We start from the raw sequence: 20,397 nt of genomic DNA, 5'->3' as shown, positions 1-20,397 counted from the left end.
AGAACCCTCCCCAGGCGCTGAAGAAGGGTCTTCTCCAGATGGCAGAACTCGTCTATCGACCGGTCATCGGCGCCGCTCGCACCCTGTTCAAGGCGCTCGACCTGAAGATCGACACTCAGGGTTCGGAGCACATCCCGAAGACCGGTGGCGCGGTGCTGGTCAGCAACCACATCAGCTACCTCGACTTCATCTTCACCGGCCTGGGCGCCCTGCCGCAGAAGCGGCTCGTCCGCTTCATGGCGAAGGAATCGGTCTTCAGGCACAAGGTCTCCGGTCCGCTGATGCGCGGGATGAAGCACATCCCGGTCGACCGCAACCAGGGCGAGGACGCGTACGCGCACGCGCTGCAGTCGCTGCGCTCCGGTGAGATCGTCGGCGTCTTCCCCGAGGCCACCATCTCCCAGTCGTTCACGCTGAAGAGCTTCAAGTCGGGTGCCGCGCGCCTCGCCCAGGAGGCCGGGGTCCCGCTGATCCCGATGGCGCTGTGGGGCACGCAGCGGATCTGGACCAAGGGCCGGCCGCGCAACTTCAGGCGCAGCCACATCCCGATCACCATCCGGGTCGGCGAGCCCATGGAGGCGCCCGCCGACCAGTACGCCGGTGCGATCACCCGGCGGCTGCGGGAGCGCGTGCAGGAGCTGCTGGAGGCGGCGCAGCGGGCCTACCCGGTGCGCCCGAAGGACGCGAGTGACACATGGTGGGTGCCGGCTCATCTCGGCGGCACGGCCCCGACGCCCGCCGAGGTCCGCGAGCTCGGCTGACCGGACATCCTTTGAGTCCCCGACGCACGGCGTCGGGGACTCAAAGCTCTGTGGGGAGGATCCGCCAGAGGTCCGCGCGGTCGCGGGCGCCCCGCAGGGCGTGGAGGACCTCCACGGGCGGCGTGGTGTGGACGGCCGGATAGTCCACCTCTCCGAGCTCCTCGCGTACCGCCCAGGCCAGCCGCTCGGTGTCGAGGGAGAACTGCGCGTCGACGCCCGGTCTGTTGCCCCGGGGGTCCACCCTCGCCCAGCGGCCGCGGCCCGGGAGCCGGAGTGCGACCAGGCCGTGGACCACAGGGTTCGTCCCGTCGTCGTCGGTGAGCCGCTGGTAGCAGAGCCCGGCCGGGACGCCGTGGGCCCGGAGCAGCGCGGTGAGCGCGACGGCCTTGGCGTGGCAGATGCCGTTGCGGGTGGCGAGGACGTCGGAGGCGCGCCAGGTGACACACGGATCGCCCGAGTCCGCGGAGTGCGGAATGATGTCGCGTACGTACTCGAAGGCAGTGCGGGCGTATGTGTATGCGTCATCGGCCTGGTGTGCCAGGTCGGCCGCCGCCTGCCTCACCACGGAGTGCTGGTGGTCGATGGGTTCGTCGGCGGCCAGATAGGCGGCGATGTCCGGGGACTGCTGGATCAACTCCATGGTCCCGGAGCGTATGAAGCGGCCGACCGGATATCAATTGATTTCCGGTCGGCCGCATACTCATGCAAGGCAAGAGGTCCTGCGCTACCGCGCCATCTCTTCCTTCAGCGCCTGGAGGAAGGCGTCGACGTCGTCCTCCCGGGTGTCGAACGCGCACATCCAGCGGACGTCACCGGCGGTCTCGTCCCAGAAGTAGAAGCGGAAGCGCTTCTGCAGCCGCTCGCTGACCGCGTGCGGCAGCCGGGCGAAGACGGCGTTGGCCTGGACCGGGTAGAGGATCTCCACGCCGTCGATCGCCCGGACGCCCTCGGCGAGCCGCTGGGCCATGGCGTTGGCGTGCCGGGCGTTGCGCAGCCACAGGTCCTTGGCGAGCAGCGCCTCCAGCTGGACGGAGACGAAGCGCATCTTGGAGGCGAGCTGCATGGAGAGCTTGCGCAGGTGCTTCATCGCCCGGACCGCGTCGGGGTTGAGCACGACGACGGCCTCACCGAACAGGGCGCCGTTCTTCGTGCCGCCGAAGGACAGCACGTCGACGCCGACCGTGTTGGTGAACGTCCGCATCGGCACGTCCAGGGATGCGGCCGCGTTGGCTATCCGGGCCCCGTCGAGGTGCACCTTCATGCCGCGCTCGTGGGCGTGGTCGCAGATGGCGCGGATCTCGTCGGGGGTGTAGACGGTGCCGAGCTCGGTGTTCTGGGTGATCGAGACGACCTGCGGCATGGCCCGGTGCTCGTCGTCCCAGCCGTACGCCTGCCGGTCGATGAGCTCGGGGGTGAGCTTGCCGTCCGGCGTGGGTACGGTGAGGAGCTTGAGGCCGCCCATCCGCTCGGGCGCCCCGCCCTCGTCCACGTTGATGTGCGCGGACTCGGCGCAGATGACCGCGCCCCAGCGGTCGGTGAGCGCCTGGAGGGCGACCACGTTGGCTCCGGTGCCGTTGAAGACCGGGAAGGCCTCGGCGGTGGGGCCGAAGTGGCTGTGCATGACGCGCTGGAGGTGGCCGGTGTAGTCGTCCTCGCCGTAGGCGACCTGGTGGCCGCCGTTGGCGAGGGCGATGGCAGCGAGGACCTCGGGGTGCGCGCCCGCGTAGTTGTCGCTGGCGAAGCCGCGCACCTGCGGGTCGTGGTGACGTCGCGCGTCGGTCCTCACGTTTGCGGGGTCAGCCACAGGCGCTTTCCGTTCACTTCGGGGGCGGGCTTGTCCCAGACGCCGACGATGGCCTCGGCCAGCTCCGTGACGTCGGTGAAGCCCGCGAACTTCGCATTCGGGCGCTCGGCGCGCATGGCGTCGTTCACCAGTGCCTTGACCACCAGGATCGCAGCCGCCGCCGCGGGGCCGTCCTCGCCCCCCGCCTTGCGGAAGGCGTCCCCGAGCGCGAGGGTCCAGGCCTCGGCCGCGGCCTTGGAGGCGGAGTAGGCGGCGTTGCCCGCGGTGGGCTTGCCGGCGCCGGCGGCGCTGATCAGCAGGTAGCGGCCCCTGTCGCTGCGCTGAAGGGGTTCCTGGAAGGCGAGCGAGGTGGACTGGACGGTGCGGATCAGCAGCTTCTCCAGGGTGTCCCAGTCCGCGAGGCTGGTCTCCTGGAAGCTGGGGCTGCCGCGCCAGCCGCCGACGAGGTGGACCAGGCCGTCGATCCGGCCGAACTCGGCCTCGGTCCGCTTGGCCCAGTCCCGGGCGGCGTCGAGGTCGAACAGGTCGACGGTCTCCCCGGTGACGGTCGCGCCGCCGTGGGCGTAGCGGGCGGCGTCCACCGCCTCGGCGAGCCCCTTGGGGTTGGCGTCGCAGCCGACGACGGTCGCGCCGGCCTCCGCGAGCCGCAGCAGCGTCGCGCGGCCCGCGGGCCCCGCCGCTCCGGCGACCGCGATCACAGCACCTTCGAGCACGCCCGTCCCCTCGCCCTTGCCGATTCCGTTCATGGCCACCGCCTCCTCGGGAGATGCGTTCACGCGGCTGCCTGCTCGGCGCTCGCGGCGGTAATTCCCTTGGTGGAGGCAATCACGTGCTTCAGCTTCTTGGCGAGCGCCTCATAGAACATGCTCAGGGGAAACTCGTCCGGAAGCACGTCGTCGACGAGCTTGCGAGGGGGCTGAGTGAGGTCGAGGGCGTCAGGACCCTTGGCCCAGGTGGATCCCGGGTGCGGGGCGAGGTACTCGGCGACCAGGTCGTATGCGGCGAACCAGTGGACCAGCTTGGGACGGTCGATGCCGTCGCGGTAGAGCTTCTCGATCTCGGCGCAGAGCTGGTTGGTGACCTGCGGGGCCAGCTCCCAGTCAATCTTCAGCGTGTTGTCGGTCCAGCGGACGACGTCGTGCTTGTGGAGGTAGGCGAAGAGCAGCTGTCCGCCGAGGCCGTCGTAGTTGCGGACGCGCTCGCCGGTGACCGGGAAGCGGAACATCCGGTCGAAGAGGACCGCGTACTGGACGTCACGGCCGTGCGCGTTGCCCTCGGCCTCCAGCTTCACGGCCTCCTTGAAGGCGGTGAGGTCGCAGCGCAGCTCCTCCAGGCCGTACATCCAGAACGGCTGGCGCTGCTTGATCATGAACGGGTCGAACGGCAGGTCGCCGTGGCTGTGGGTGCGGTCGTGGACCATGTCCCACAGGACGAAGGCCTGCTCGCAGCGGGTCTGGTCGCCGATCATCTCGCGGATGTCCTCGGGAAGCTCCAGGCCGAGCAGCTCGACGGAGGCCTCAGTGACACGGCGGAAGCGGGCGGCCTCGCGGTCGCAGAAGATGCCGCCCCAGGTGAAGCGCTCGGGGGCCTCGCGCACGGCGATGGTCTCCGGGAAGAGGACCGCGGAGTTGGTGTCGTAACCGGCGGTGAAGTCCTCGAAGGTGATCCCGCAGAAGAGCGGGTTGTCGTAGCGGTTCGCTTCGAGGTCGGCCAGCCACTCGGGCCAGACCATCTTCAGCACGACCGCTTCGAGGTTGCGGTCCGGGTTGCCGTTCTGCGTGTACATCGCGAAGACGACCAGGTGCTGGAGGCCGTCGACGCGGTTCCGCGCGGGCTGGAAGGCGAGCAGCGAGTCGAGGAAGTCCGGCACGCGGAAGCCGTCGGCGGCCCAGCGGCGCAGGTCGGTGACGAGCGCACGGTGGTAGGCGGCGTCGTGGGGCAGCAGCGGGGAGAGCTCCTTCACCGCGCCGATCACCCGCTCGACGACACGCTCGACGGCCGCGGGGGACGGGGCGCCCTCGGTCTCGAAGTCGATGGAGCCGTCCTTGGACTGCCAGGGGCGGATCTCCTCGACGGCATCCCTGAGCGCGGGCCAGGCCGGGTGCTCGACCACCCGCGGGGCAGTAGCTATCGCGCCGTCGGTGGCACCGTGCACAAGAATTTCCGTCATAACACTTCCTCCACGGGAGAACCTCGCGTGCAGTCACCGTAGCCGCGCGGGGTTACTTCACACAAGTGAAGTCCTGAAAATTATCCTGCCGACCCCCTATGGTCACCGCTGTTTTTCCTGTCGTATGCCGGGTAGGCGCACAGTTCCGTCCGTCATTGCTCCGACCGGCCGACCGGGCCCGCACGGCGGCAGACATCGACGGCCCCGGCCGCTACCCTCACCGGTGCCGTCATGCCGTAACTCCGTGCGGGCAGGAGCAGTTGGCGGGCCGCCGCCGACGGAAACGAGGTCGCCTTGTCATTTCTCACCCTGGGTCATCGCGGAGTGATGGGCGTCGAGCCCGAGAACACCCTGCGCTCCTTCGTCCGCGCGCAGGAGGCGGGGATGGACGCCATCGAGCTGGATCTGCACCTCAGCAAGGACGGTGCGCTCGCCGTGATGCACGACGCGGCCGTGGACCGTACGACCGACGGCACCGGGCCGATCGCGGGCAAGACCCTGGCGGAGCTGCGTGAGCTCGATGCCGGGAAGGGTGAGCGGGTGCCGGTCTTCGAGGAGGTCCTGGACGCGGTGGACGCCCCGCTCCAGGCCGAGATCAAGGACGTGGCGGCGGCCCGGGCACTGGCGGAGGTGCTGCTGGCCCGCGATCTGGTGGGGCGGGTGGAGGTCTCCTCGTTCCACGACGAGGCCGTCACCGAGATCGCCCGGCTGGTGCCGGGGGTACGTACGGTCCTCATCGCCAGCCGCTGGAGCGGGGACATCGTGGAGCGGGCGAAGGCGGCGGGCGCGGCGACGCTCGCGCTGAACATCCGCCGGCTCACGCTGGAGGTGGTGGAGCTGGCGCACGCGGAGAGCATCAAGGTGATCGGCTGGGTGGTGAACACCCAGGACCATCTGCGCCTCGCCCGGGCGCTGAACCTGGACGGCGCGACCACGGACTTCCCCGAGATCCGCCGCACGGGCCGCTTCACCGCCTGAGGCCCGCGGGCCCGCGCCCGGGGGCGGGCGCCCGCCCGGGCCCCGGGCCGGCTCCACCGTTGCGCGCCCCTAGGAAACGCTCTGGCGGTCCCCGATGTTCTTGACCAGCAGCTCGAAGGCCAGATCGTCGCGTTGCGGGATGCCGAAGCGCTCGTCGCCGTACGGGAACGGCGTGAGCTGCCCGGTACGCCGGTAGCCGCGCCGCTCGTACCAGGCGATCAGCTCCTCGCGCGCCGAGATCACCGTCATCTGCATCTCGGTGACGCCCCAGCTCTCGCGGGCCGTGCGCTCGGCCTCGGCGATGATCACCTTGCCGAGGCCGCCGCCCTGGGCGCCGGGGCGGACCGCGAACATCCCGAAGTACGCCGCTTCGCCTCGGTGTTCGAGCTGGCAGCAGGCGATCAGTTCGCCCTCCCGCTCGACCGCCAGCAGCCGGCCCGCCGGAGCGTTGATCACCTGGCGCACGCCCTGCTCGTCGGTCCGCTGCCCCTCCAGGAGGTCGGCCTCCGTGGTCCAGCCGGTGCGGCTGGAGTCGCCGCGGTAGGCGGACTCGATGAGCGCCACCAGCGCCGGTGCGTCCGCATCGGTCGCGTCGCGGAAGGTCAGGCTGGCCGAGCCGGGGGGCGTGGCGGTGTCCATGGGGAACGCTCCGTTCTCTGCTGCTCTCTGCGTGCCGTGCACGCGTTCGGGTCGAGAGTAACGCGACCCGGAGCGCCCCTTCCGGGCCCCGGCGCACCCCCTTCACGCCCCTGCGCGCCGGGTTCGGCGGCCCGGGCCTGGGCATCGACCAGGGGGTGCCGTACATCGCCGTACGTCCGAGGGGGAGGTTCGCCGTGCACGGAGGGGCCCTGGCCGGCTGGCTGCTGATGGCGTTGTGCGCGGTGAGCGGCGCCTACTGCCTACTGCGCACCCGCACCGGCACCCCGCAGGAGCGCAGAACCGCGCGCGGCGAGGCGCTGATGGGGTTCGGCATGGCGGCGATGGCCGTGCCGGCCGCGGTGCTGACTCCACCGGAGGGGACCTGGGCGGTGTACGGAGCCGTGTTCGGCGCCGCCGCGCTGCGGGCGCTCTGGGCGGCCCGGCACGGCTCCCACCATCTGCACCACCTGGTCGGTTCGCTGGCGATGGTCTACATGGCCGTGACGATGGCTCCGGGGGCGGCGGGTGCGGGCGGGCATGCCGGGCACGGGGCGGCGGCGGGAGGCGCCGGGGGCGTTCCGCTGCTCACGGGGGTGCTGCTCGCCTACTACGCGCTCTACGTGCTGCGCTCCGCCGGACATCTCATACCGGAGGGGACAGGGATCGCGAGCTTCGCGGGTGGCGGTACGGAAGGGCTCGCACGCAGCGGCGGGGGCGGTGTCGGGGGCGGCGGGACCGAGCTGACGATGGCGTGCCGGCTCACGATGGGTATCGCCATGTTCGCCATGCTTCTCACTCTGTGAGACAGATCGCGAGACAGGGGCCTTCCAAACCGTGGTCTACGTCACTTGCCGGGCGCAGCCATACCCGCGGATCGCCCGCCCCTCATAGGCTGACGCCATGCTGGTCTCCCTCGCGCTGCTGCTGCTCGGTGCACTGACCGCCCTGGTGACCCCGCGCCTGATGGCCCGGGCCCGGTGGCCGGAGCGGGAGCCGGTCGTGGCGCTGTGGGTGTGGCAGTGCGTGGTGGCCGGGGTGCTCGTGTCGTTCGCGCTCTCCATGACGTTCAGTGCGGCCGCCGCCTGGCAGGCGGTGCGCGGTCATGTCTTCGCACCCGCCCCGCATGCCGTGGTCGAGGCGTACGCCCTGGCCGCTTACGGCCCCTGGTCGGCGGTCATCGCGGTGCTGCTGGCGCTGGGCGGGCTGTGGAGCGGCGCGATGCTCCTGCGGGAGATCGGGCGTGCGCGGCGGCGCCGCAGGCAGCGCCGGGCGGAACTGCTGGTCCGCTCTCCCCTGATGCCGGGCGAGGAGCCCGGCGCCGACCGCCTCGTGGTGCTGGAGGGCGAACGTCCGGACGCCTGGTGGCTGCCCGGGACGGCTCCGCAGCTGGTCATCACCACCGCCGCTCTCGGCCGGCTGAAGGGCCGTCAGCTGGACGCGGTGCTCGCCCATGAACAGGGCCATGCCCGGGCCCGGCACGACTGGCTGCTGCACTGCTCCTCCGCACTGGCCGTCGGCTTCCCGCAGATCCCGGTGTTCGCCGCGTTCCGCGACGAGATGCACCGGCTGGTCGAGCTGGCCGCCGACGACGTGGCCTCGCGCCGCTTCGGCCGGCTGACGACCGCGCTCGCCCTGGTCGGGCTCAACGAGGACCGCGGGGTCTTCGGCCCCTGCCCCGCCCCGGACGCCCAAGTCCCGCTGCGCGTCAACCGGTTGCTGGCTCCGGTCGACCGCCTGACGGCGGGCCGCCGGCTGCGCCTGACGGCGGCGGCCGCACTGGTGCCGGTCGTCCCGCTCGTGGTGGCTTTCGTCCCGGGACTCCGCGCTCTGGGTTAGCCCCCCGCGGTCCGGGACTTCACACCCGGGCTCGGCCACACGGCCCGGAATTCCGCGCTCCGGGTTGGCCACAGGGCAGTTGCGTCCGCGAGGATCACCCCATGCCCTCCCCCCAGACCACCCGGCCGGCCCGCTCCCCCCGCCCATCCGCCGCCCTGGCCGCAGGAACCGTGGGCATCGCCCTGTTCGTGGTGCTGCACGCCCTGGTCGCGGCGGAGTGGTCCCCTCTGGTGACCCTGGACCGTACGGTCGCGGAGAGCCTGCACCGGCACGCGGTGGCCGATCCCGAGCTGGTCCGGGTCAACCGGGTGCTGACGGACTGGTTCTGGGACCCCTGGACGATGCGGGCACTGATCGCGGCGGCCGTGATCGCCCTGTGGTGGCGCGGCGCACGGCTGCTCGCCCTGTGGGTGGCCGCCGCCAGCCTGCTCGGCTCCCTCCTCTCGCAAGGGGTGAAGGCCGCCGTGGACCGGGAGCGCCCCCGCTGGCCGGACCCGGTCGACACGGCCCACTTCTCGGCCTTCCCCTCCGGGCACGCCATGACGGCCGCGGTGAGCTGCGGGCTGCTCCTGTGGCTGCTGCGGCTGTACGGGGCGGGCCCGGCGCTGTGGGCCGCGGCGGTGGCCGTGGCGGTCGTCTCCGCGATCGGGGTGGCGGCGACCCGGGTGTACCTGGGGGTGCACTGGCTGACCGATGTGGTGGGCGGGGTGTTGCTGGGGGTGGCTGTGGTGGCGTTCACCGTCGCCGGTTACCCCGGGAGCCCGTCCCGCCGGGCGCCGGAGCCCGAGGTGTGAGCCAGATCCCGTCCTGGACCCGCGATGTGAGCGAAATCCCGTCCCGAACCCCCGCCGTGTGAGGGATATCCCGTTCCGCAAGGGGTCGGATCATCGGATCGGGGCCGTAGCCTTGTATCCATGTCCCCGATGTCGTCGTCGTCCGTTTCCACGCGCTCCGCCACAGAAGTCAACGCGGCCATCCGCGGCCTGTGGCAGCGCTCGGGCGACTACCTGTCCCCGCAGGACGAGGCCGAGTACCAGCGCCTGCTGGTGGAGTGGGCCGCCGCGACCGGCGGCAACGCCCGTACCGCCGTCTGAGCCCTCGTCCGGGCCGGTGACCCGGGACACACACCTGACTCCGGCGATCCCCCGCGTCGCCGGATCCAGGCGCGCCCCTCGGCCGCGCCTGAAGAAGGCAGGACCATAGGCCGCGTCGGGGACCGGAGTTGCGGGGCCCGCCGACACAGGGATACAGCATGTCCCGGGCCGGCTCATCGGTCAATGAATATTCTGTGACGCACGCGCGGGGGCCGGCGTCCGCCGGGCGGGAAGAACCGCCCGGCGGACGCCGGCCCCGGAGTGCGGGTACGGACGGAAGACCTCTCCTGCCGACGGATCAGCGGTCGAAGTAGTCCGGCTGCGTCTGCACGTTGAGCCCGTCCAGCTCGACCCGGTCCGCCGGGTCGGTACGCCGGTCGTTCAGCTTCAGCACGTCGAAGCCCTTGGCGATGTCGCTGGAGTAGATGTAGCCGTTGTAGTAGTACGCCGACCAGGGGCCGGCCGTGGTGACCTGACCGAGCGTGACCGGGCCGCGCTCGAAGAAGGCGATCTCCTTGGGCTTGGCCGAGTTGGTGAAGTCCCAGACGGAGATGCCGCCCTGGTACCAGGCCTGGACCATCAGGTCCTTGCCCTTCACCGGGATGATCGAGCCGTTGTGGGCGACGCAGACCTCGACGTCGGCCTGGTGGCGGTCGATCTTGAAGTAGCTGCGGAAGACCAGCTTGCGCTTGTCGCCCTTGCCCACGATGTCGTAGATGCCGTCGGCACCCCGCTTCGGCCCGATCTGCTCGTTGCAGGTGGCCGCGCCGCCGCCGCCGAGCTCATCGGTGAAGACGACCTTGTTCGCACCCTGGTTGAAGGTGGCCGAGTGCCAGAACGCGAAGTTCACGTTGTCCTGGACCCGGTCGATGATCTTCGGGCTTGCCGGGTCCTTGATGGAGAACAGCAGACCGTCACCCATGCAGGCACCGGCGGCCAGGTCCTTGGAGGGCAGGACCGTGATGTCGTGGCAGCCCGTCGTCTTGGAGACGCCCGGGTTCTCGGGCGCTCCCGGGTTGCCGCCGTCCGGGAAGAGCACCGGGAAGCTCACGATCCGGGCCTTCTGCGGCTTCTTGACCGGAACCTTGATGATGGAGATGCCGTCGTGCGGCGGCCGGCAGTCGGGGAACGTCTCGTTCGGCGAGTACGAGGAGACGTAGATGTAGATGTTCTTCTTGCCGTCCGGCACGAGGGTGTGGGTGTGCGAGCCGCAGGCGGTCTCGACAGCCGCGATGTACCGGGGGTTGCGCTTGTTGCTGATGTCGAAGATCTTCATGCCCTCCCAGGAGGACTTCTCCGTGGCGGGCTGGGTGGTGCTGGAGCAGGAGTCGTCACTGCGCGAGGAGTCGGTGGACAGGAACAGCAGGTTCCCGGAGACCGAGATGTCGTTCTGCGAGCCGGGGCACAGGACCTCGGAGACCGTCTTCGGCTTCTTCGGGTTGCTGATGTCGTAGATGACGAAGCCGTCGTAGTTGCCGACGTAGGCGTACTCGCCCTGGAACGCGAGGTCCGTGTTGAGGCCCTGCAGGGCGCCCTTCGGGACGTTCGTCAGGTGCTTGATGTTGGAGCTGTGGACGATCTCGTCCACGCCGGGTATGTCACCGCCGCGGATCGCGGCGCGGGCCTCGGCCTGCTGACTGGTGGTCACGGAGCCGCGTTCGGCGGGTGCATCGCCCGGGTCGGGCGTCGCGGCTGCGGGTGCGGCCGTCAGCAGCGCGGCGAAGAGTCCGGCCGCGGCTGCTGCCACGCCCAGACGTCTGCGCCGCACGCGGGTGGTGTGCAACGAGATCACTGCGTCCTCCCTTGTATCCGTTCGGGGTTCGAACGGTTCACGGACCCCGGCAGTATCGTCCCTCCCATGTACACATCAACAGATGGCAACAGAGACGTAATGAAGTTTTTGATCTTTGCCCCCGCGGAAGCGTGCTAGGAACGGTCTGCAACACACCCATTCGGCACAGGAGGTCGCCGTGTTGATCCACCGTCCGTCCGCCCGTCTGCGCGCAACCGCCCTCACGGCAGCGGTGGTCGCCGCTGTACTCGCCCTGGGCGGCTGCGACGGCGACGGCGAGGCGAAACCGGCCGCCGGCAAGGACGCAGGTCCCAAGGTGGTGGCCCCCGGCAGACCGGGCGAGCCCGCCCGGAAGCTCACCGCCGAGGAGGCCGCGAAGGAAGCGAGCAGGGGCACCGCGAACTCCGCCGACTTCCGTTATGCGCAGATGATGATCCAGCACCACTCCCAGGCCCTCGTGATGACCGAACTCGCCCCCGACCGGGCCTCGGCCACGACCGTCAAAAGGCTCGCCGAGCGCATATCCGCAGGCCAGAAGCCTGAGATCGGCGCGATGGAAGGATGGCTGAAAAAGAACGGTGGCGAGGACCGTAAACAGCCCCACGACCACGCGGGAATGCCCGGCATGGCGACCGAAGCCCAGCTGAAGGAGTTGCGCGCGGCGAAGGGCAAGGCCTTCGACGAGCTCTTCCTGGAGCTGATGATCACCCACCACCAGGGGGCGATCACCATGGCCACGGAGGCGCTCTCCGAGGGGAACGACGTGTTCGTCGAGGAGATGGCGAGCGATGTCGTCGCCCAGCAGACGGTGGAGATCAACCGGATGCGCGCGCTGATGGCGTGAGCGCAGCGCCGTCCCCGCGCCCCGGTGGCGTGACCGCCGGGCACCCCGCGATCCGGTGGACCGCACGCAGCGAGCGGCGCGATCCGCCGGCCCCCGTGGACCGGGCGTCGGTGCGATGCTGGAAGCACCCTCCAGGAAGAGGTGCGCCGTGCTCCGTGTCGCCGTCGTCGGTTCCGGCCCCAGCGGGGTCTACACCGCCCAGGCCCTGCTGAACCAGTCGCTCGTGCCCGATGTCCGCGTCCACGTCCTGGACCGGCTGCCCACCCCGTACGGCCTGGTGCGGTACGGGGTCGCCCCCGACCACGAGAAGATCAAGTCGCTCCAGAACAGCCTGCGGGCGGTCCTGGAGGACGAGCGGGTCACCTTCGTCGGCCATGTGCAGATCGGCGGGGCGGGCGGTGTGTCCCCGGCCCGTCTGGCGGAGCTGTACCACGCGGTCGTCTACTGCGTCGGGGCCGCGGCCGACCGCCCGCTGGCGGTGCCGGGCGAGGATCTGCCGGGGAGCTACTCCGCCACCCGGTTCGTCTCCTGGTACAGCGCGCATCCGGACGTCGCGCCCGACGGCTTCGCCCTTCAGGCCCGCTCGGCCGTGGTGATCGGGGTCGGCAACGTGGCGGTCGACGTGGCCCGGATCCTGGCGCGCGGCGCGGACGAGCTGCGCGCCACCGATGTGCCCAGGGCCGCGCTCGGGGCGCTCGCCGGGAGCCGGGTGCGCGAGGTGCACATCGCGGGCCGCCGCGGGCCCTCCCAGGCACGGTTCACCACCAAGGAGCTGCGGGAGCTGGGGGCGCTGCCCGGGGCCCGGATCGTCGTCGACCCGGCGGAGCTGGCCATGGACCCGGCGTACGCGGCCCAGGAGGGGCTGCCACTGCCCGCGGTGGTGCGGCGGAACCTGGAGGTGCTGCGCGGCTGGTCGGCGGAGGGAGAGCCCGCGGTGCCGCTGCACGGGCGGCCCGCGGTCTCCGACGCCGTACGCCGGATCCGGCTGCGGTTCTTCCTGCGGCCGGTCGAGCTGCTGGAGCGCGGCGGCCGGGTCGCCGGGGTGCGGTTCGCCCGTACGGCCCCGGACGGCGCCGGGGGCGTACAGGACACCGGTGTGTACGAGGACGTGGAGGCCCAGCTCGTGCTGCGGGCCGTCGGCTACCGGGGAGTGGAGCTGCCCGGCCTGCCCTTCGACCCGGTGCGCGGGACGGTGCCGCACGCGGCGGGGCGGGTCCTGCGGGACGGGGTGCCCTCGCCCGGGGAGTACGTGGCGGGGTGGATCAAGCGGGGCCCGACCGGGGTGATCGGTTCGAACCGGTCCTGCGCGAAGGAGACCGTCGCCTCGCTGATCGAGGACGCGCCCCTGCTCGCCCGGCGGCCGGCCGCCGACGACCCGCTGTCCGTGCTGCGGGCGTGGGGGCTGCGGCCGGTGGAGTGGGACGGCTGGCTGTCGATCGAGCGCGCGGAGGCGGCGCTGGGGCGTTCGCTGGGGCGGGGGCCGGTGAAGATCCCCGACTGGCCGGGGCTGCTGGCGGCGGCGCGGGGCGAGGAGGGGTGAGAGCCCCTGCCTCACCCCGGGCCGGGCGGCTGAGACTCCCTGCGTCACTCCCGGGTCGCCACCACCAGCCGGGCGCGCGGGGAGCCGTCGGGGCGCCGGCCCAGGTCGGTCAGGGCCATCAGCCGCACGCTGAATCCCGCGTCGGTGAGGTCGTCGAGCACGTCGGAGAGCCCGAACGTGCGGTAGTACATGATGAACTTCGGGCGCCACAGGGCGTTGCGCACCCGCATCGCCCCGTCGAAGCCGAGGAACGACCAGTAGGCGCGCGACCCCACGGGCGGCGGGGCCCCGATCGGGAAGACGAAGCGGCCGCCCGGCCGGAGCGACCCGTGCACCTCGACGAAGAGCCCGAAGCGGTCCGCGGGCAGGAAATGGCCGAACGCACCGATACTCAGGGCCAGATCGAAGGACGGGGCGAACGGGAGCGCCAGGGCGTCGGCCCGCACCCAGTCGACCGCCGGTCCGCCGTCCATGGGCGGCAGCGCCGCACGGGCCTCGGCGAGCATGCCCGCGCTGAAGTCGACGCCGGCGACCCGCTCCCGGCACACCTGGCGCAGCACACCCACGCCCGCGCCGGTCCCGCAGCAGACATCGAGGCCGGTGCCGAAGGGGCCCAGCGGCTCCAGCGCCCGGGTGACGCTGTCGATCACGCGGTCCGGGGTCCGGTAGGGCGTGTGGTCGAACTTCGGGGCCAGGAGGTCGTAGCCGCGCTGGGTCGACGAGAGCGCCTGGACGGCCAGTTCGCGGAGGGTGGGGCCCTGTTTGGTGAACATCGCGGCCAGCCTATCGAGGGGGAAGCCGGGCCGGGGACCGGAGTTGCCGCTCCCGGCGGCACGACACCGGGCGGACCTGCGGCCGGAGGGTTCAGCGGTTGCCGGGCAGCCTGCGCCGGAGGGTGATCGCGGTGTTGACGCCGTAGCTCTGGGTCCAGGTGCGGCCCGCCCCGGACTTCCAGGTGACATGGGCCGTGGATCCGTCGGTCCGTACGCCGTCCACGGTCATGGCCTTGTCGCCGTCCCGCACATCACCGCGGCGCAGTTCGCCCGCCGGGACCGTGACGGGCCCCTCGGCGGGCGCGTTCTCCGTCTCCTCGGCCGCCCGGACCAGCGCGGCGGCCAGCTCCCGGGCCGCGGCCGGGGTGCACGACCAGCGAAGCTCGCCGGCCGGGGGCGACAGCGTCACCGAGACCCGGGGGTCGGGCCCGGCCTCCCCCGGAGTCACCGCCACCGGCACGTCGTGGCCGTCGGCGTCCGTGATCCCGCTGCCCATCGTCTGCTCCTCGTGCCCGGGTCCCGTGGTGTGTGCCGCTCCAGCATCTCAGCCGTACCGGACCCCGCTGACCAGCGGAATCCGGTTGTGCGGGCGGCGGGGCGTCCGTAACTTCGCCCCCTGTGAATCCATCTCTGCGCACCGACCGCCTCCTGCTCACCCCCTACACGCCCGCCGACGAGGAGGAGTTCGTCGCCCTGTTCCAGGACGTCTCGGTCTCCCGGTGGATGGGTGACGGGCCTTCCACGGAGGCCGAGGACCGGGCTCTCTTCGGCCGGATCTTCACCAGGGTCTACGCCGGGAACCGCTTCGAGGTCTGGGCGGTCAAGGTCGACGGCGGGCTCGTGGGGCATGCCGAGATCAAGCCGACCGAGGCGTCCGGCGGCCACGAGATCATCTACGCACTCGCCCCCGGGGCCTGGGGCCGTGGCCTCGGTACGGAGCTGGCGCTCGCCCTGGTCGGGCACGGGTTCGGCACCCTCGGGCTGACGGAGCTGCACGCGACCGTGGCCGCCGAGAACGCCGCCTCACTGGCCGTGCTGGGCCGGATCGGCTTCGCCCACGTCAGGGACATCCAGGAGGACGACGGCTCCACCACCCGGCTGCTGACGTGCCCGCGTGAATCCGCCCCTGCCGTGCGGGCTCCGGGCTCCTCGGAGACCTCTCACACCGGGTGAAGTCCAGGCGGCCGCACATCCCGAACCGCCCCCGCACCACCGGCCGTTGCCCGTGCACCCGGGCCCCCTCCAGATGGTCCCACTCGCCGCGCCCCAGCGCGTCGAGCTGGGCGGCGGTCGCGGCGGCGGCCATGGCGGCACCCCGCTCCCAGCGGGTGCGCCACTCCTGGACGCGGGGCCGGACGAGTGCGGCGGCGGCGCGGTGGAACGCGGCGAGGGGCGCCGGATCGCCCGCGTCCGCCGCCTCGCGCAGGGCGAGGAACCCCTCCACGGCCAGGTCCCGCCGGGTGCGGGCGGCGCGTTCCCGCTCGGCCTCCGTGCCGTCCGGCGGCAGCGCGACGGCAGTGCCGTAGACGTCCGGGCCGGTGAGGAGGGCGGGCGGCAGTGTGAGGACGGCGTCGCCGGCCTCCGGCAGCCCGCTGTTCTGCATGAGCACGACGACGCGCAGCCCGTCCTCGTTCACCAGCCGGTGGATGGTGCCCGGGGTGAACCAGACGAGCGCCCCGGGCGCCAGGGGCGTCTGCCGGAACCCGGTGGCGGTGAGGGTCTGTACGGAGCCGGCGCCGCTGGCCACGACGTACCCCTCGGAGCAGGTGAGGTGCAGATGCGGGGTGCCGCCGCGCAGTCCGTCGGCGGCGGGCCAGTCGTAGACGGTCAGGTGGGAGACGGCGACGGCGCCGGGCAGTCCTTCGAAGGTCACCACGGGTGCTCCAGGGGCTTGGGGCTCACCAAGGGACTGCAAGCGCTTTCTACGGCAGGTGAACGCTAGGGCCGCCACCGGTAGGGGGTCAAGGGAGCCGTCGCCGTCCGGGCGCTCCCGGTAGCGGGGGACGGACGTGCCGGGCGCGTGCGCGAGCCACTGTCAGTGGCCGGGTGCAGACTGGCTCACATCCGGCACAACGACGTATCGGGAGGTCTCCACCATGACCGAAGTACTCCTCACCGTAGGCACCCGCAAAGGTCTCTTCATCGGCCGCAGGCGCGACGGCAACTGGAAGATCGAAGGGCCGCACTTCAACGCGCAGGCGATCTATTCGGTCGCCGTCGACACCCGTGGGGCCACGCCCCGGCTGCTGGCGGGCGGCGACAGCGCGCACTGGGGGCCGTCCGTCTTCCACTCCGACGACCTGGGCGAGAGCTGGGTCGAGCCGCAGCGCCCCGCGGTGAAGTTCCCCGAGTTCACGGGGGCCTCGCTGGAGCGGGTCTGGCAGTTGCAGCCGGCCGGCCCCGAGGCGCCGGACGTGGTCTACGCGGGCACCGAACCCGCCGCGCTGTTCCGCTCCGAGGACCGGGGCGAGTCCTTCGAACTGGTCCGCCCGCTCTGGGAGCACCCGACGCGCTCGAAGTGGGTGCCGGGCGGCGGCGGAGAAGGGCTGCACACCATCCTCACGGACCGTCGGGACGCCCGTGCGGTGACGGTCGCGGTCTCGACGGCGGGCGTGTTCCGGACCAAGGACGGCGGGGAGAGCTGGGCACCGGCGAACAGGGGCGTCTCCGCGGTCTTCCTGCCGGATCCGGACCCGGAGTTCGGCCAGTGCGTCCACAAGGTCGCCCGGGACGCGGCCGATCCGGACCGGCTCTACCTCCAGAACCACTGGGGCGTCTTCCGCAGTGACAACGGTGGCGACAGCTGGAGCGACATCGGCGCGGGCCTGCCCTCCGACTTCGGGTTCGCCGCCGTGGCGCACCCGCACCGCGGCGACACGGCGTACGTCTTCCCGATCAACGCCGACGCCGACCGGGTTCCGGCGGAGCACCGCTGCCGGGTCTTCCGGACGAGCGACGCGGGGCGCACCTGGGAGCCGCTCACGGTGGGCCTGCCGGGCGGGGCGCACTACGGCACGGTGCTGCGCGACGCGCTCTGCACGGACGACGCGGACCCCGCCGGGATCTACTTCGGCAACCGCAACGGCGAGTTGTACGCCAGCGCGGACGACGGCGACAGCTGGCAGCAGCTCGCCTCGCACCTGCCGGACGTGCTCTGCGTACGGGCGGTGGCCTTCGGCTGACGGCAGTTGATCGGAGTGGTCGTATCACCAGTAGAGTGCGGCGCGTGGCAGCAAGACCGTTGAAAGAGATCATGGAGCCCGGGTGGGCCGATGCCCTCGAACCCGTGGCCGAACGCATCGCCGCTATGGGCGACTTCCTCCGCGCGGAGATCGCCGCGGGACGTACGTATCTGCCCTCCGGGGCCAACGTACTGCGGGCGTTCCAGCAGCCGTTCGAGGAGGTGCGGGTCCTCGTCGTCGGCCAGGATCCGTACCCGACCCCCGGGCATGCGATCGGGCTGAGCTTCGCCGTGGCCCCCGACGTCCGGCCGCTGCCGGGCAGCCTGGAGAACATCTTCCGGGAGCTCCACGCGGACCTGGGCCTGGGCCGGCCGTCCAACGGTGATCTCACGCCGTGGACCCGGCAGGGGGTGCTGCTGCTCAACCGGGCGCTGACCACCGCGCCCCGGCGCCCCGCCGCCCACCGGGGCAAGGGCTGGGAAGAGGTGACCGAGCAGGCCATCAAGGCGCTGGTGGCCCGGGGCACTCCGCTGGTGTCGGTCCTGTGGGGGCGCGACGCCCGCGATCTCCGCCCGCAGCTGGGCGACTTCCCCGCGATCGAGTCCTCGCACCCCTCCCCCATGTCGGCCGACCGCGGCTTCTTCGGCTCACGGCCGTTCAGCCGGGTCAACGAACTGCTGGAGCGCCAGGGGGCGCAGCCGGTCGACTGGCGCCTGCCGTGACGGACGCCCGGCCCCTTGCGGCCACCCCGGAGGCGTACGCCCTCGGGGTCGACTCCGGCGGGTCGGGGCTGCGGGTGGCGCTCGGCCGGGTCGACGCGGACGGGCCGCTGTTCACGGCTGTCTGCGCCGAGCCGGTGCGGACGGGGGCCGGGGGGATCGACGCGGCCCATCTGCTGGAGCAACTTCTGCCCGCGGCGGCGGGGTTGCTGGAGCGGGCCGGTGGCGGCGGCGGTGAGAGTGGTGCGGGCCACTGCCCAGGACAGGTCGTCGCGCTGGCGATCGGGGCCGCCGGAATGGCCACGCTCGGCGGGCGGTTGCGGGCGGAGCTGCCCGGTGCGCTCGCGGCGGCGCTGGGCGTCCGCCGGCTGGCGCTGGCCGCCGATGCGGTGACGGCGTACGCGGGCGCGGTGGGACAGCGGCCCGGTGCGGTCGTCGCGGGCGGCACGGGCATGATCGCCCTCGGTACGGACCTCACGGCGTGGCAGCGGGCCGACGGCTGGGGTCATCTTCTGGGTGACAGCGGCGGCGGCGCGTGGATCGGTCGCGCGGGGCTCGAAGCGGCGATGCGCGCGCACGACGGACGGCGCGGTGGCTCCCCCGCGCTGCTGGCCCGGCTGCACACCGTGTTCGGTCCCGCCGAGGGTCTGCCGGGGCTGCTCTACCCGCGCTCCGACCGCCCGGCCGTGCTCGCCTCGTTCGCCCCCGAGGTGGCGGCGTGCGCCGGCGCGGACGAGGTCGCGGCCGGCATTCTGCGCGAGGCCGCCACCCATATCGCCGAAGCGGCGGCGGCCGTCTGCCCGGCGGCCGGGGCGGCTGCCGGCGGCGGCTGCGAAGTGGCCCTGACCGGTGGGCTGTTCCGGATGGGCGAGCCCCTGCTCGGACCCGTGCGTGAGGAGCTCGCGCGGCTGGCCCCGCAGGCCCGCGTGACCACCGGTACGGGTGATCCGCTGACCGGCGCACTCCGGATCGCGCGCGCCCTGGCCACGGACGGTCTGCGGCTGCCGCACCACGCGACGATGCTGTTCGTCCCGACCGGGGACGGATCCTCCGGACACGTGGGGGCGGAGGTACGGAACGGGGAGCCGGAGCCCGGGGGCGTACCGGTGGAGGGACCGGCGAACGGGACGGCGGACAGGCCGACAGACACGGACACTTCGCCTGTACGCCACTCATCGGACATAAGCGGATAGTTAACGCGCGACCGGACCCTCCCCGAACAGAGGAGCATCCAAAACCAGTAGCATGCGGCGCCATGAGCACCCCCACTGGGCCCGCTTCCGGCCTGCCTGTACGAATGCCGCGACCTCGCCAGTCCGGACGGCACCGCCGCCCGGAGCCGGTGGTCGCGCCTGAGGGCGCTGCCGCGCTCGTTCTCGCCGTTCCCGGTACCCCCTCCTCGGCCACGCGCAGTCTGGCCGAAGAGGTGATCAGCATCGCCCGTTCCGAGCTGCCCGGCCTCAATGCCCGGATCGGCTATCTCGACGGTGACGATGCCGAGTACCCCACTCTTGCCACCGTTCTCGCCCACTCCGCCGCCGAGCGCGTCCAGCGCTACGAGCAGGCCGTCGCCGCCGGCCGCGAGGCCGTCGAGCCCACCGGTCCGGCCGCCGTCGTGGTCCCGCTGCTCGCGGGTCCCGACAGCACGCTGATCCGGCGGATACGGCAGGGCGTGATGGACAGCGGCACGCAGGTCGAGCTGACCGACGTGCTCGGTCCGCATCCGCTGCTCGCCGAGGCCCTGCACGTACGGCTCTCGGAGGCCGGGCTGGCGCGCGCCGACCGCGCCAGGCTGTTCACCGTCGCCACCGCCGCCGACGGCATCGTGCTGGCCACGGTGGGCGGCGAGGAGGCCGTGCAGGCCGCCGGGATCACCGGCATGCTGCTTGCCGCCCGGCTCGCCGTGCCGGTGATGGCCGCCGCGCTGGACGTCGAGGGTTCGGTCGCCTCGATCGCGCGGCAGCTCCAGGGCTCCGGCTCCGTACAGCTCGCGCTGGCGCCGTACCTGGTGGGCCCGGAGGTCGACCCCGGCCTGCTCGACGCCGCCGCCAAGGAGGCGGGGTGCGCGACCGCCGAGCCGCTGGGCGCCTACCCTGCGATCGGCAAGCTCGTGCTGTCCCTGTACGCCACGGCGCTGGGCATCACGCCTGCGACCCCGCAGGGCGCCCAGGCGCACTGACCCGGGTTCGCGGAAGCGGCACAGACGCACGGAAAGCCGCGGCCCGGACCGGAGGGATCTTCGATGATCCTCCGGTCCGGGCCGCG

22 protein-coding genes are annotated in these 20,397 nt (G+C 72.3%); 13 read left to right on the top strand and 9 right to left on the bottom strand.

All coding sequences use genetic code 11. From position 1 onward, the window contains the following. Nucleotides 1–38 precede the first annotated feature (38 nt). Nucleotides 39–761 carry a lysophospholipid acyltransferase family protein gene (locus ACK8N7_RS33435; RefSeq protein ID WP_032759779.1) on the top strand — a complete coding sequence of 241 codons (723 nt, stop codon included), beginning with the start codon at nucleotides 39–41 and terminating at the stop codon, nucleotides 759–761. Nucleotides 762–801: 40 nt separating this feature from the next. Here the strand turns inward: ACK8N7_RS33435 and ACK8N7_RS33430 are convergent, their stop codons facing one another. The 4 genes from ACK8N7_RS33430 to ACK8N7_RS33415 form a co-directional block, all read right to left on the bottom strand. Beyond that, entirely contained in the window at nucleotides 802–1,401 is a 600-nt protein-coding gene (locus ACK8N7_RS33430; RefSeq protein WP_403217584.1) for a transglutaminase-like domain-containing protein, read from the bottom strand. An 84-nt stretch (nucleotides 1,402–1,485) separates the two neighbouring features. After that, nucleotides 1,486–2,547, bottom strand: a complete 1,062-nt coding sequence (locus ACK8N7_RS33425; RefSeq protein ID WP_176145359.1) for a threonine aldolase family protein — start codon at nucleotides 2,545–2,547, stop codon at nucleotides 1,486–1,488. Further along, nucleotides 2,544–3,311: an SDR family NAD(P)-dependent oxidoreductase gene (locus ACK8N7_RS33420; protein ID WP_403217666.1), complete on the bottom strand. Its 768-nt coding sequence runs from the start codon at nucleotides 3,309–3,311 to the stop codon at nucleotides 2,544–2,546. Before ACK8N7_RS33420 ends, ACK8N7_RS33425 begins: the two co-directional genes overlap by 4 nt. A 26-nt stretch (nucleotides 3,312–3,337) precedes the next feature. Next, nucleotides 3,338–4,735 (bottom strand): DUF6421 family protein, encoded by a 1,398-nt coding sequence (locus ACK8N7_RS33415; protein ID WP_403217585.1) that lies wholly within the window; start codon nucleotides 4,733–4,735, stop codon nucleotides 3,338–3,340. 294 nt (nucleotides 4,736–5,029) lie between these two features. On the opposite strand from ACK8N7_RS33415, the gene ACK8N7_RS33410 reads away from it, so the two are divergent. Continuing rightward, the gene (locus ACK8N7_RS33410; protein WP_403217586.1) at nucleotides 5,030–5,713 is read left to right on the top strand and encodes a glycerophosphodiester phosphodiesterase; all 684 of its coding nucleotides are present in this window, start codon (nucleotides 5,030–5,032) and stop codon (nucleotides 5,711–5,713) included. A gap of 69 nt (nucleotides 5,714–5,782) precedes the next feature. Here ACK8N7_RS33410 and ACK8N7_RS33405 read toward each other — a convergent pair whose 3' ends face one another. After that, nucleotides 5,783–6,352: a GNAT family N-acetyltransferase gene (locus tag ACK8N7_RS33405; RefSeq protein WP_403217587.1), complete on the bottom strand. Its 570-nt coding sequence runs from the start codon at nucleotides 6,350–6,352 to the stop codon at nucleotides 5,783–5,785. Between the two features lie 194 nt (nucleotides 6,353–6,546). Here ACK8N7_RS33405 and ACK8N7_RS33400 point away from each other — a divergent pair, with 194 nt between their 5' ends. The 4 genes from ACK8N7_RS33400 (at nucleotide 6,547) to ACK8N7_RS33385 (ending at nucleotide 9,282) form a co-directional block, all read left to right on the top strand. Continuing rightward, nucleotides 6,547–7,155, top strand: a complete 609-nt coding sequence (locus tag ACK8N7_RS33400) for a DUF5134 domain-containing protein (protein ID WP_500444824.1) — start codon at nucleotides 6,547–6,549, stop codon at nucleotides 7,153–7,155. A gap of 97 nt (nucleotides 7,156–7,252) precedes the next feature. Continuing rightward, a complete protein-coding gene (locus ACK8N7_RS33395; protein WP_500444822.1) occupies nucleotides 7,253–8,188 on the top strand; it encodes a M56 family metallopeptidase in 936 nt (311 codons plus the stop codon). A 101-nt stretch (nucleotides 8,189–8,289) separates the two neighbouring features. Beyond that, entirely contained in the window at nucleotides 8,290–8,982 is a 693-nt protein-coding gene (locus ACK8N7_RS33390) for a phosphatase PAP2 family protein (RefSeq protein WP_500444820.1), read from the top strand. Nucleotides 8,983–9,102: 120 nt separating this feature from the next. Next, nucleotides 9,103–9,282 (top strand): hypothetical protein, encoded by a 180-nt coding sequence (locus ACK8N7_RS33385; protein ID WP_403217670.1) that lies wholly within the window; start codon nucleotides 9,103–9,105, stop codon nucleotides 9,280–9,282. Nucleotides 9,283–9,580: 298 nt separating this feature from the next. Here ACK8N7_RS33385 and ACK8N7_RS33380 read toward each other — a convergent pair whose 3' ends face one another. Beyond that, complete coding sequence (locus ACK8N7_RS33380; RefSeq protein WP_500444818.1) at nucleotides 9,581–11,074, bottom strand: LVIVD repeat-containing protein; 1,494 nt, start codon at nucleotides 11,072–11,074, stop codon at nucleotides 9,581–9,583. A gap of 178 nt (nucleotides 11,075–11,252) precedes the next feature. On the opposite strand from ACK8N7_RS33380, the gene ACK8N7_RS33375 reads away from it, so the two are divergent. Both ACK8N7_RS33375 and ACK8N7_RS33370 read left to right on the top strand, forming a co-directional pair. Then, nucleotides 11,253–11,918, top strand: coding sequence for a DUF305 domain-containing protein (locus ACK8N7_RS33375; protein WP_500444816.1), 666 nt, complete (start codon nucleotides 11,253–11,255; stop codon nucleotides 11,916–11,918). A gap of 148 nt (nucleotides 11,919–12,066) precedes the next feature. Next, nucleotides 12,067–13,458, top strand: a complete 1,392-nt coding sequence (locus ACK8N7_RS33370) for an FAD-dependent oxidoreductase (protein WP_500444815.1) — start codon at nucleotides 12,067–12,069, stop codon at nucleotides 13,456–13,458. Between the two features lie 44 nt (nucleotides 13,459–13,502). On the opposite strand, the gene ACK8N7_RS33365 is transcribed toward ACK8N7_RS33370, so the two are convergent. Both ACK8N7_RS33365 and ACK8N7_RS33360 read right to left on the bottom strand, forming a co-directional pair. After that, nucleotides 13,503–14,231: a class I SAM-dependent methyltransferase gene (locus ACK8N7_RS33365; RefSeq protein ID WP_403217594.1), complete on the bottom strand. Its 729-nt coding sequence runs from the start codon at nucleotides 14,229–14,231 to the stop codon at nucleotides 13,503–13,505. A 91-nt stretch (nucleotides 14,232–14,322) separates the two neighbouring features. Further along, entirely contained in the window at nucleotides 14,323–14,727 is a 405-nt protein-coding gene (locus ACK8N7_RS33360; protein ID WP_403217595.1) for a hypothetical protein, read from the bottom strand. A 122-nt stretch (nucleotides 14,728–14,849) separates the two neighbouring features. On the opposite strand from ACK8N7_RS33360, the gene ACK8N7_RS33355 reads away from it, so the two are divergent. After that, nucleotides 14,850–15,404 (top strand): GNAT family N-acetyltransferase, encoded by a 555-nt coding sequence (locus ACK8N7_RS33355; protein WP_500444813.1) that lies wholly within the window; start codon nucleotides 14,850–14,852, stop codon nucleotides 15,402–15,404. On the opposite strand, the gene ACK8N7_RS33350 is transcribed toward ACK8N7_RS33355, so the two are convergent. After that, nucleotides 15,292–16,107, bottom strand: coding sequence for a cupin domain-containing protein (locus ACK8N7_RS33350; protein ID WP_500444812.1), 816 nt, complete (start codon nucleotides 16,105–16,107; stop codon nucleotides 15,292–15,294). The genes ACK8N7_RS33355 and ACK8N7_RS33350 overlap by 113 nt on opposite strands. 220 nt (nucleotides 16,108–16,327) lie before the next feature. Here ACK8N7_RS33350 and ACK8N7_RS33345 point away from each other — a divergent pair, with 220 nt between their 5' ends. From ACK8N7_RS33345 to ACK8N7_RS33330, 4 genes are all read left to right on the top strand, one after another. Next, nucleotides 16,328–17,413 carry a WD40/YVTN/BNR-like repeat-containing protein gene (locus ACK8N7_RS33345; RefSeq protein ID WP_403217598.1) on the top strand — a complete coding sequence of 362 codons (1,086 nt, stop codon included), beginning with the start codon at nucleotides 16,328–16,330 and terminating at the stop codon, nucleotides 17,411–17,413. A gap of 44 nt (nucleotides 17,414–17,457) precedes the next feature. After that, a complete protein-coding gene (locus ACK8N7_RS33340) occupies nucleotides 17,458–18,135 on the top strand; it encodes a uracil-DNA glycosylase (RefSeq protein WP_403217599.1) in 678 nt (225 codons plus the stop codon). Beyond that, nucleotides 18,132–19,325 (top strand): N-acetylglucosamine kinase, encoded by a 1,194-nt coding sequence (locus ACK8N7_RS33335; protein ID WP_500444810.1) that lies wholly within the window; start codon nucleotides 18,132–18,134, stop codon nucleotides 19,323–19,325. Before ACK8N7_RS33340 ends, ACK8N7_RS33335 begins: the two co-directional genes overlap by 4 nt. A gap of 62 nt (nucleotides 19,326–19,387) precedes the next feature. Next, nucleotides 19,388–20,311 carry a sirohydrochlorin chelatase gene (locus ACK8N7_RS33330; RefSeq protein WP_403217601.1) on the top strand — a complete coding sequence of 308 codons (924 nt, stop codon included), beginning with the start codon at nucleotides 19,388–19,390 and terminating at the stop codon, nucleotides 20,309–20,311. The last annotated feature ends 86 nt before the right edge of the window (nucleotides 20,312–20,397 follow it).

This window comes from Streptomyces griseobrunneus (assembly GCF_046713465.1).
In the GTDB taxonomy this organism is placed as follows: Bacteria; Actinomycetota; Actinomycetes; order Streptomycetales; family Streptomycetaceae; genus Streptomyces; species Streptomyces microflavus.
Note: the sequence above shows the minus strand (reverse complement) of the source record. Positions and strands in the feature narration are given on the sequence as shown.

Bases quoted from the DNA above. Each gene is read 5' to 3' on its own strand.
- ACK8N7_RS33435 (WP_032759779.1), top strand. From the start codon at position 39: ATGGCAGAACTCGTCTATCGACCGGTCATCGGCGCCGCTCGCACCCTG.
- ACK8N7_RS33430 (WP_403217584.1), bottom strand. From the start codon at position 1,401: ATGGAGTTGATCCAGCAGTCCCCGGACATCGCCGCCTATCTGGCCGCC.
- ACK8N7_RS33420 (WP_403217666.1), bottom strand. From the start codon at position 3,311: ATGAACGGAATCGGCAAGGGCGAGGGGACGGGCGTGCTCGAAGGTGCT.
- ACK8N7_RS33415 (WP_403217585.1), bottom strand. From the start codon at position 4,735: ATGACGGAAATTCTTGTGCACGGTGCCACCGACGGCGCGATAGCTACT.
- ACK8N7_RS33405 (WP_403217587.1), bottom strand. From the start codon at position 6,352: ATGGACACCGCCACGCCCCCCGGCTCGGCCAGCCTGACCTTCCGCGAC.
- ACK8N7_RS33395 (WP_500444822.1), top strand. From the start codon at position 7,253: ATGCTGGTCTCCCTCGCGCTGCTGCTGCTCGGTGCACTGACCGCCCTG.
- ACK8N7_RS33390 (WP_500444820.1), top strand. From the start codon at position 8,290: ATGCCCTCCCCCCAGACCACCCGGCCGGCCCGCTCCCCCCGCCCATCC.
- ACK8N7_RS33385 (WP_403217670.1), top strand. From the start codon at position 9,103: ATGTCCCCGATGTCGTCGTCGTCCGTTTCCACGCGCTCCGCCACAGAA.
- ACK8N7_RS33365 (WP_403217594.1), bottom strand. From the start codon at position 14,231: ATGTTCACCAAACAGGGCCCCACCCTCCGCGAACTGGCCGTCCAGGCG.
- ACK8N7_RS33360 (WP_403217595.1), bottom strand. From the start codon at position 14,727: ATGGGCAGCGGGATCACGGACGCCGACGGCCACGACGTGCCGGTGGCG.
- ACK8N7_RS33345 (WP_403217598.1), top strand. From the start codon at position 16,328: ATGACCGAAGTACTCCTCACCGTAGGCACCCGCAAAGGTCTCTTCATC.
- ACK8N7_RS33330 (WP_403217601.1), top strand. From the start codon at position 19,388: ATGAGCACCCCCACTGGGCCCGCTTCCGGCCTGCCTGTACGAATGCCG.